This is a genomic window from Mesorhizobium sp. B3-1-6 (assembly GCF_006439555.1).
GTDB lineage: Bacteria > Pseudomonadota > Alphaproteobacteria > Rhizobiales > Rhizobiaceae > Mesorhizobium.
In genome coordinates this window covers 1-9274 of sequence record NZ_VFTM01000065.1, presented here as the reverse complement: position 1 = coordinate 9274, position 9274 = coordinate 1, and the positions used below count along the sequence as shown (strand labels likewise).

General features: G+C 58.8%; 8 protein-coding genes and 1 pseudogene. 5 read left to right on the top strand and 4 right to left on the bottom strand.

Features of this window, described 5'->3' with window-relative positions; all coding sequences use genetic code 11:
- The 3 genes and pseudogenes from FJ414_RS31095 to FJ414_RS31085 all read right to left on the bottom strand — a co-directional run.
- Nucleotides 1-727 (bottom strand): annotated as a pseudogene (locus tag FJ414_RS31095) (collagen-like protein); the annotation flags it as partial.
- 792 nt (nt 728-1519) lie between these two features.
- Complete coding sequence (locus FJ414_RS31090) at nt 1520-1783, bottom strand: conjugal transfer protein TraD (RefSeq protein ID WP_140648167.1); 264 nt, start codon at nt 1781-1783, stop codon at nt 1520-1522.
- Nucleotide 1784: 1 nt separating this feature from the next.
- A complete protein-coding gene (locus tag FJ414_RS31085) occupies nt 1785-2111 on the bottom strand; it encodes a conjugal transfer protein TraD (RefSeq protein ID WP_181181763.1) in 327 nt (108 codons plus the stop codon).
- Between the two features lie 172 nt (nt 2112-2283).
- Between FJ414_RS31085 and traA the strand changes: the two genes are divergently transcribed.
- Both traA and FJ414_RS31075 read left to right on the top strand, forming a co-directional pair.
- A complete protein-coding gene (gene traA, locus FJ414_RS31080; RefSeq protein ID WP_140648165.1) occupies nt 2284-5331 on the top strand; it encodes a Ti-type conjugative transfer relaxase TraA in 3048 nt (1015 codons plus the stop codon).
- Nucleotides 5332-5458: 127 nt separating this feature from the next.
- Nucleotides 5459-5671 carry an AlpA family phage regulatory protein gene (locus tag FJ414_RS31075; protein ID WP_140648164.1) on the top strand — a complete coding sequence of 71 codons (213 nt, stop codon included), beginning with the start codon at nt 5459-5461 and terminating at the stop codon, nt 5669-5671.
- Nucleotides 5672-6023: 352 nt separating this feature from the next.
- On the opposite strand, the gene FJ414_RS31070 is transcribed toward FJ414_RS31075, so the two are convergent.
- On the bottom strand, nt 6024-6698 hold the full coding sequence (locus tag FJ414_RS31070; protein WP_140648163.1) for a hypothetical protein: 675 nt from the start codon (nt 6696-6698) through the stop codon (nt 6024-6026).
- A 136-nt stretch (nt 6699-6834) separates the two neighbouring features.
- Here FJ414_RS31070 and FJ414_RS31065 point away from each other — a divergent pair, with 136 nt between their 5' ends.
- The 3 genes from FJ414_RS31065 to FJ414_RS31055 all read left to right on the top strand — a co-directional run bounded on the left by FJ414_RS31065 (nt 6835) and on the right by FJ414_RS31055 (nt 9040).
- Complete coding sequence (locus FJ414_RS31065) at nt 6835-7062, top strand: helix-turn-helix transcriptional regulator (RefSeq protein WP_246672547.1); 228 nt, start codon at nt 6835-6837, stop codon at nt 7060-7062.
- 717 nt (nt 7063-7779) lie between these two features.
- Complete coding sequence (locus FJ414_RS31060; RefSeq protein ID WP_140648169.1) at nt 7780-8193, top strand: MucR family transcriptional regulator; 414 nt, start codon at nt 7780-7782, stop codon at nt 8191-8193.
- Nucleotides 8194-8245: 52 nt separating this feature from the next.
- Nucleotides 8246-9040, top strand: coding sequence for a TIGR02391 family protein (locus FJ414_RS31055; RefSeq protein ID WP_140648161.1), 795 nt, complete (start codon nt 8246-8248; stop codon nt 9038-9040).
- Nucleotides 9041-9274 lie beyond the last annotated feature (234 nt).

Sequence of the window (9274 nt, the reverse complement as noted above, 5' to 3'; positions counted from 1 at the left end):
TCGATGTACTGGCCGCAGCGTCTGAATCCAGAAGCAGGACATAAACGGTGCCGCCATTGCCGCCATCACCGCCCTTCCCGCCCATAGAGCCCTGCTTTCCGTTCGAGGCGTTGCCGCCAATCTGACCGGGAAAGCCAAGCGTTGGCTTAATGAAGACGTTTCCATCCTTCCCATTCCTGCCGGCGCGTCCATTCTTGCCGTCGCGACCAGGTTTGCCAGGAGCGCCCGGGACACCGCTTCTTCCGTCCTCGCCACGAGCATCGACTTCAATACTTGTGTCAGGATCCACCCCACCTACGACTACTGCAACCTTGTATGCACTAGCGCCGTTTGCGCCGGGCTGACTGGCGGCAAATGAGAAAGCTTCAACACTAGCGGGATGGGCGTCAGCGACAAGCGTGGCTTTCCCAGCCAACTTCTTGGACGCAACAATCGCCAAGTTAGCGTTCGTAAAAATTGATGCGCGCTCACCAAATCTAATGATAGGACATGATATTATGATGTCCTGATCATTCGCACCAGCGACAATGTCCACCCGCCCTGCGATGAAAATTTCATCAAATCCGGCAGAAGTGCAATCAAAGCGGGAAATGTTCAACCGACCACCCCAAAACGCTTTTGATGAAGCTTCCGCCAAAGCGGAATGATCAATAGAAGATAGGAATAGACAAAAGATCGAGAGCAGAGCTGTCCGACTTCGGACAGCCCAACATTCTGGCCAGCCCATGTATACTCGCCCCTCGAGAAGCCCAAGCAGTTGCATTTAAGTTTGTCATAAACAATCGCCCGACTCAAGGAGATTACAAAAATAAAGTCGCTACGACGAACGTCGGCCTAGCAGGATCCGGGGTGCGAAAAGGGTCTGAAGAACTGTGTCCATACGAGAATCTGCCGCACAGACTCACGCTGAAGCGCCACAGATTGCCGTGCACCAACTCAGCGTGGCAGTGCTAGCACACCTTTTCCCAAGGCCCGACCTGGCAAGACGCCTATAGAATTCGGGGCCAGATGCTCACTGCGGCGCTCGGTGCGGCGCCTAACACGAACCTCGTAGCACGGCTGAAACGAGACGAATTCTGCCGGCAAACGATTTCGGTAACAGTGCTGTAGTGGAGGTATCCCCCCTCATCCCCTAAGCTGGAGAGGCCATCAGTTGAGGGGGCTCTCTAGCCCCGAAGCGATGAGCATGCCGGCATCAGACTCTCTGCCCATTATCCTGATCACGGCAAGCGAAGGCCCGTTTAGTCGCACCATCGCTAAGCCTTTGTCTCACGACGTCGCAAAATCTCGATTCGACCAGCCGCAGATCTCAATTTCGCCGACGGCGAAGTTTGCTTTCAGCAAGCGGGAAAGGAGCCTCAATCGCCGAAGTTCGGTGCGTCTTGTCCGTCTAGCCTTCACATGACCGAGGTCAATGGCCGCGCCGGTCGCTCATAGATTCTCAACATTGCGTGATGCCTTTCGGCACGCTTGTATCTGTGATGCGCTAGAACGGGGAGTAGTCATTTGTCTGAGCATTTTAGCGTTCACAAGCGGAACGCAGCGTGTTCAGCCTCTGATAGTTCGCATACGCCTCGAACGCCTGCTTCCCCTTTGCCGCCCATAGCTCGCGTGATTGCTCACCCTCAGCGCTTTTGAGCTTCTCGGCCATCCAAAGCAGAGCCCCGAGGATGGTGGCGCGATCATCGCCGGTTAGGTCGACAATCCCTGCCTTGATGACGAGGCCGCCCAGTTCGATCAGATGCCGCGTTCGCTTACGGCGCTCGACCTGCCAGGAGCGCATGTCATGCCTCGCTCGTGTCGCCTGATGCCGGTTGCGTTCTGTACGATTGTGCTGGAGCCCCGTCAGCGTCGCGGTCAGTTGCCGGTGCAGATCGCCGCAACCGTCTTTGAAAGAACGTGGCCCCCCGTTTGGCCCACGCCTCCCTCTTTCCGGTATCTTTTGTTTCGCCCAGCACCATCAGCGCGCCCGCCAATTCCTCAGCACTGAGCGCATCGGCCCCGGTGGCGATGACCAGTTCACCAAGCTGCTGCACCTTGCGGTTCTTGAGCTCCCGCGCCTTGTCTTCGAGCACCTTCAGTTCCGCGTCAAAGTCTCGTGGCTTGCGCATCATGGTCTCCGTAAGCTGTTGACGCAGTGATGATAGTTGAGCATCCGGCACAATGCTGTAAGGTTGCCGGGACGGCCCGGGACGGGCAGGTCGCTGCCGAGATTTTTTCGAGGGAGGGCGCGCTTATGCGTCGTGCCGACGTACGCTTTGACGTGCAAATGATCCTGTTGCGATGGCGATCTATCATCTTCACGTCAAGGTCATTGGCCGCAAGGCTGGGAGCAGTGCCGTGGCGTCGGCCGCCTACCGCTCGGCCTCGCGGCTGCGTGACGAGCGGATCGATCGCACGCATGACTTCTCCGCCAAGCGCGGTGTGGTCCATTCCGAAGTTCTGCTGCCGGAGAATGCGCCGGAAGCCTGGCTCGACCGCGAACGGCTGTGGAACGATGTTGAAGCCTTCGAGGTCCGCAAGGATGCACAGCTGGCGCGCGAGGTGGAGTTTGCCCTGCCGCGCGAACTGAACCAGACGCAAGGCATCGAACTGGCGCGCGACTTTGTGCAGGCCGAGTTTGTCAGCCGAGGCATGGTCGCCGATCTCAATGTGCATTGGGACAGGGCAGAGGATGGCAGTCCCAAGCCGCACGCCCATGTCATGCTCACCATGCGGTCCGTGGATAAAAGCGGTTTTGGTCCGAAAGTGCGAGACTGGAACAGCACCGAGATGGTCGCGCGCTGGCGCGAGCGATGGGCGGAGTTTGCCAATGAGCGGCTTGCCGAACTCGACATTGACGCCCGCATCGATCATCGCAGTCTGGAAGCGCAGGGCATTGCGCTTGAGCCGCAAACGCAGATTGGTGCCCCAGCTCAACGCATTGAGGGCACCGGCCCTGACGCTGTCGGCATTGAAGCAGATCGCGCCGAACTGCATCGCGAGATCGCGCGCAATAATGGGGCGCACATCATTGCCGATCCATCCGTGGCGCTGGATGCCATCACGCATCAGCAATCGACCTTTTCCCGAAAGGACATTGCGAAGTTCTCGCATCGCCACAGCGACGGCATGGAGCAGTTCAACGCGGTCATGGCAGCCATCGGCAGCGCGCCTGATCTGGTCGAACTCGGAAAGGACGGGCGCGGAGACGATCGCTTCACCACGCGGCAGATGATCGAGACCGAACAGCGCCTGCATCGCGCGGCGGAGCGCATGGCTGGCCAGGAGCGTCATGCAGTGCGTGACGCACACCGCGAGGCAGCTGTGGCGCGGGCAGCGCAACGCGGGCTTGTCCTTTCAGGCGAGCAGACCGATGCACTGGATCACATCACGGATGGCCGCGGTCTTGGCGTGGTCGTTGGCTTTGCCGGAACCGGCAAGAGCGCCATGCTCGGCGTTGCGCGCCAGGCATGGGCAGCCGCGGGTTATGAGGTTCGAGGCGCGGCACTTTCCGGGATTGCGGCCGAGAATCTCGAAAGTGGGTCGGGGATTTCGTCTCGCACCATCGCCAGCATGGAACATGGCTGGGGACAGGGCCGCGATCTGCTCACCGCGCGCGATGTCCTGGTGATCGATGAAGCGGGCATGGTCGGCACGCGCCAGTTGGAGCGCGTGCTCTCCCATGCGGCCGAGATTGGCGCAAAGGTCGTCCTGGTTGGTGATCCGCAGCAGTTGCAGGCGATCGAAGCCGGCGCTGCGTTCCGTTCGGTTCATGAGCGTCATGGCGGCGTCGAAATAGGTCAAGTGCGCCGGCAGCGCGAGGACTGGCAGCGCGACGCCACGCGCGATCTTGCAACCGGCAGGATCGGCGCTGCGATCGACGTCTATGACGCACAAGGCATGGTGCACCAGGCTGCTTCGCGCGACGAGGCGCGCAGCGATCTGGTCGAGCGCTGGGACCGCGACAGGCAGGCAGAGCCAGAGACAAGCCGGATCATTCTCACCCACACGAACGATGAAGTGCGCGCGCTCAACCAGGCGGCGCGTGAGCGCATGCGCGCTGCCGGCGATCTCGGCGACGATGTTCAGGTGGATGTGGAACGCGGTGCACGGAACTTCGCAAGCGGCGACCGCGTCATGTTCCTATGCAACGAGCGCTCGCTCGGCGTCAAGAACGGCACGCTTGGTGTGATCGAAGAGGTCAGCACACAGAGCATGGCCGTGCGCACCGACGACGGCAGGTCGGTGCGCTTCGATCTGAAAGACTATGCCCACATTGACCACGGCTATGCCGCGACCATTCATAAGGCTCAGGGCATGACGGTCGATCGCACGCATGTGCTCGCGACGCCGGGCATGGATGCGCATGGCAGCTATGTCTCGCTGTCACGACACCGCGACGGCATGGAGCTGCATTTCGGGGGAGATGACTTTGCAACGCGGGACCGGCTCGTCCTTACGCTGTCACGTGACCGCGCCAAGGACATGGCTACTGACTATGAGCAAGCCGATCCGGCGCAGTCTTATGCGGAGCGGCGTGGCATCACGTTCCGCGAGCGTGTGGTCGAGATCGTGCGCCGTATCGTTCCGGAGAAGCTGCGCGACAGGATCGGCGGGCTGTTAGACGGGTTGCGCTCGCCCGGAGACGCCGAGCCCGGCCGGGAACGAGAGCACAGGCCGGGAAGGGAAGATGGTGGCTCGCAAATTGGAGACGCCGGCTGTGCGCCTGAAAGAGAAGCCTCCGCAAGGCGATTGTCGCGCGAAACGGATGCGTCGGCGGACCAGGAAGCGGCGTTGCGGAGCGCTCGCACGAAGGCACTTGTTCGTCACGCGCGCGCGATCGATGCGATCCTTAGCACTGGAAACGCGGATGGGCATGGCAGTCCCGAGCAGATGCGCGAACTGAGAGATGCCCGCAGCGCTTTCGAGAAGGTTCGGCCGCATGGCTGGCGCGATGCCGAAGCGGCCTATGTCAAGAATCCCGAGCTGGTTCGTGAAGCGGGGGTCGGCCGGGTCAACCGGATCGTGCTTGCTCTCCAGCTTGAGACGGACATTCGCACCGGACTTGACACTGATCCAAGCCGCCGGGCCGAGCTTTTCGTTGAACGCTGGCAGAGGCTCCACCGGACAAGCCAGGACCAATACCAGGCCGGCGACATGTCCAGTTACAAGTCAACCCGCTCGGCTATGTCCGACATGGCCAAAAGCCTCGAACGCGATCCTCAACTGGAATCCCTCCTTGCCAATCGCAAACGCGATCTTGGCATTCATACCGATTCCGGCCGTAGCCTCGCGACGGAACTCGCATTCAGCCACGGCATCGGCAGAGGCCGTGGCATTGGAATCTGAATACGTCCGATTCGCCGCCGTTTCCACGCCGGGGCAAGACGACCCGTAAAACCCTCTTGCGCCCGTAAGTGTCTGTCGTCTCTGGATCAGGAGCAATCAGAACCAGCCAGCGAGAGGCAGTGCGACCATGCCTGAACCAGACCGGATCATCCGCCTGAAAACCGTCCTGTCCCGGACCGGTCTGTCCCGGTCTACGATCTATCGCAAGATCGCCGAAGGCACCTTCCCGCGCCAGATCCAAATCAGTGTCCACGGTGCAGGCTGGCATGAATCCGACATCAATCGCTGGATCACCAATCCCGTTTCGTGGCGTCCGCAAGACGAGGGCGACAAGTTGTGATCAGGGTGATGCAACTGTGCGGAAACCTGGTCTTCATCGAGACGCAGCGGTTACGGCGGGGGCTATGGCTTGAGCCCATGTCCATTAGGAGCGCCGCCGAGGCGAGCGAACGCGCCAAACCAGGAAACGATAGTCTGCCTCGCGCCCATCAAGATGGGTTACCCAGGCAAGGCAATTTTGGAGCGAACCGCACACACCTGGCCGCTCTGTTTTCCGAGCCCGCGCCGGATCGTGGTCGCCCTTCGGGCTTGCACATCAAGCGTCCCAGCGAAGTGGCCGCGGCCGTGACGGGCGGCCACCGATCCGGCCTTCTTCGAAGCAGACTGCTTCCTCACCACCCATATAAGGGTCATCAATTAGCGGCTGCCCGATCAGTCTGGCGATGATCGCCGGCCCGATATTTATGGTGGCGGACGAGGTCATCCAGCACCGAGCGGATATGCGGCCAGGGGAAATCGTCGGGACGCTCCCAATGCTCGCCGTCATGCAGGATAACGAGGAGCTTAGCCAAAATGCCCTCGATGGAGGTAGCCGCTGTCTGCGGTAGTTTATCAAGAAGTACGCCTTCCGCTGTTTCGGATTGCCTTATCAGTTCGTCGACTCTCGAATAGCCGATCTCAGCATCGGCAGCATCCCAACGCGCCTGGTGTGCCCCGAATTCGGCAACCGCCCTGCCCCATTCGAATTCAATTTCGGGAGAGTAGGCATCGTTCAGGCCTTCCATGGAATGGAGCGTTAATTCCGTACCATCGGCAAGCCGTACCTTGGCGCAGGGAAAGCCGACCGTCCTAGCGAGATGTGTCTCCAGCCTTTGCTGCTCGCGGCACAGCGCCAGTGTTTCTTCGTGGTAATCCTCCCAGTTCTCACACAAAACCAGCGCCGGATCGGGGGCGCCGCTACCGCCCCTCACTTCGGCGGCCCGCGACTTTACCTGGAACGGCCATGCCAGCACGGCCGTCGCCGTGCCCGCCAGCAAGCGCCGCCGAGTGACGAAAGACAAAGTCGTGCTATTGTCGGAATCAGCCATGATCCGAGCTCCCTGAAGCTTAGGTTGTGGTCAGGCCGGAGTGGGTGTTCGAGCACCTTCCCGGCCGTCTTTTGTGCGTTAATAGACTACAGGTCGGAACGTGGACGGGCAACATAAATCATCACCCTGTGATGAAATACATTCTGTCCAGTGCAGGATGGCGAGGGCGGCGCTTGGCTGGGGAGTGCGTGAATTGGCCGAAGCAGCGAAGGTTGCCACGCAAACGATTACACGTCTGGAACAAGGCGACCGCCTCAAACCCAAAACGCTTCAAGCGGTTCGTACCGCCTTTGAGGCGGCAGGAATCGAATTCATAGCAGAAAACGGCGGAGGCCCTGGTGTGCGCTTGGCCAGGCGAGATTAGAGGCGGCGGGCAGTGAGGGCCAGGCCCCGCTTGATTGGCAGTCGCAAATGGTAGAAAGAACGGATCAGCGGACGGATTTAGAGAGATTTCGCTGACGTTCCGCATACAATATCGCCGACCTTGCGAATAGGATGAGAAGCATTGGCATCAACCACACCAACGCCGGCATCCCCTTGGCGCATTGTTAAGTTGTCGTGGCTAGCTATTTTTGCCCCTGCCCGCTTCGAAGAGCTTGAGCGGCAAGACAATGTCATCCGCAATTCCGACAAAGTACCATCGAAGCCAGCTGGCATTTGGTCCGTTAGACGAGCTTTCGCGTATTCGTTTGCTTGGGGAATTTCTGCTACCTTTGTCGGAGCTATATTTGGCTGTGCGACGACGTATTTTTTCCAACCCGGAACGTTTGCGCTGGCGACTGCTGCTTCCTTAGGAACCGCAATCCTTCTTTGGGCGACACTTGCATTAAAAGGGTGGGAAATACAAACTTGGAGCGGCGCCAGCCTTACGGAACGAGTGAACGCGTGGTGGTTCCGGGGCCTCTATTGGATTGGCACAATGCTAGTCGTCATGGCCGCAATTTGGGGCGTACGCTGACTGAGGCGCCCGCCAGAATCCATCTTGATAGTGTGTTATTCTTGTTTTGGCTGATATTCCTTATACGAACGAAGTGCAGCAGGGAGTTAGAAGGTGATCGACCGAACAGAATCCGACAACGAGATGATCAGCCTCACCGCAGACATCGTCTCTGCATACGTTAGCAACAACCCCCTCCCCGCCGCCGGTCTTCCGGACTTGATTGCCTCAGTACATTCGTCCCTGTCTGGCGTCGGCCATCCAGTATCGGCCGAACAGCCCAAACAGGATCCTGCGGTCAATCCCAAGCGCTCGGTATTTCCCGACTATCTCATCTGCCTCGAGGATGGGAAGAAATTCAAATCGCTGAAGCGGCACCTGGCGACCGATCATGGTCTGACGCCGGACGAATACCGCGTCAAATGGGGATTGAAGGCCGATTATCCGATGGTGGCGCCGAACTACGCCGCTCAGAGATCAGCGCTGGCTAAGGCGTCGGGCCTTGGGCGGAAGCCGAGTACGAAGCCGGTAAAGAAGGCTTCGAAAAAATCGCGCTAGCTTTGTTTGTCAGACAGTTCTTACGTCCACTACGATTTTAAAAGGGAATAGGATGGCTCGTCGGCCGGAACCAACTTTACGTTCAGCTAACCTATCAGATGCCCAGATCCGTGCAGCTCTTCCGAAGCTGAAAAAGCGACTTGATGAGCTGACTTCGCTGAACGTTTCCGGCTTGACGGAAAAGGACGGAGGCAATGTCCTTGATGCCCTTTCAACCAAGCTTAATTCGACGCTCCGAGACGTTTTTGGATCAGACACGCTCGAATATTCGGAACATAGCGTCGAGACATTTCAACCTTCATTTTCAATTTACTTCTCGGGGATGGACACTTCCCTTAGGGGAAATATCGATGTGGTAGACGGTAATGTTCGGAGATGCATCGCCACGCTGAATTCGATTATGGAAATTTTTGAAGAACGGATAGGCGATCAAGGCGAGAATAGTATCGAAAGGACTGTTCGTGCCTACGGAGGTCTCGATCTTCATCCGGAAATCGCTCGCGTAGCGAACAAGCTCTACCGAGACGGCCACTATGCTAACGCTGTTGAGGCCGCGGTAAAGGCACTCAATGGCTTGGTGCGTTTCCGAAGCGGACTTGAGTTCGACGGCACGACGTTGATGGAGCGGACATTCAGCCCGTCTAATCCAGTGTTGAAGTTCAACGGGCTTCACGACCAGAGTGACAAGGACGAACAGAAGGGCTTTATGCAGCTATTCAGTGGCGCAGTCTCGGGCCTGCGAAACCCACGCGCGCACGGCTTCATCAACGATGATGCCGAACGCGCCTTGGAGTTCATCGCCTTCGTGAGCCTTCTCGCGAAACTTTTGGACGAGGCGCGGTTATAGTCTGAGGCCGAGTTGCCGCCGCCCTAATATCCTGCCACACAACCCGCATCTCACCGGTCCGTAGGCGAGAGCTAGGCCTGCATGAATTCTCGGCTTCCACGTTTCTCACTGCGAACCTCGTCGATCATGACATTCCCAATTACCTCGCGCAGCTCTTTCGTAAGCGGTGTTCTCAGGCCACGGCCTTAAACTCGGGAGCGGCGACGTAGGCCCAGGGCAGGAGTTCGTCAATTT

What these genes read in the sequence shown, in the direction of transcription:
- FJ414_RS31070 (WP_140648163.1), bottom strand. Translation starts at nt 6,698, where the DNA reads ATGGCTGATTCCGACAATAGCACGACTTTGTCTTTCGTCACTCGGCGG.
- FJ414_RS31075 (WP_140648164.1), top strand. Translation starts at nt 5,459, where the DNA reads ATGCCTGAACCAGACCGGATCATCCGCCTGAAAACCGTCCTGTCCCGG.
- FJ414_RS31090 (WP_140648167.1), bottom strand. Translation starts at nt 1,783, where the DNA reads ATGCGCTCCTGGCAGGTCGAGCGCCGTAAGCGAACGCGGCATCTGATC.
- FJ414_RS31060 (WP_140648169.1), top strand. Translation starts at nt 7,780, where the DNA reads ATGATCAGCCTCACCGCAGACATCGTCTCTGCATACGTTAGCAACAAC.
- FJ414_RS31055 (WP_140648161.1), top strand. Translation starts at nt 8,246, where the DNA reads ATGGCTCGTCGGCCGGAACCAACTTTACGTTCAGCTAACCTATCAGAT.
- traA (WP_140648165.1), top strand. Translation starts at nt 2,284, where the DNA reads ATGGCGATCTATCATCTTCACGTCAAGGTCATTGGCCGCAAGGCTGGG.
- FJ414_RS31085 (WP_181181763.1), bottom strand. Translation starts at nt 2,111, where the DNA reads ATGCGCAAGCCACGAGACTTTGACGCGGAACTGAAGGTGCTCGAAGAC.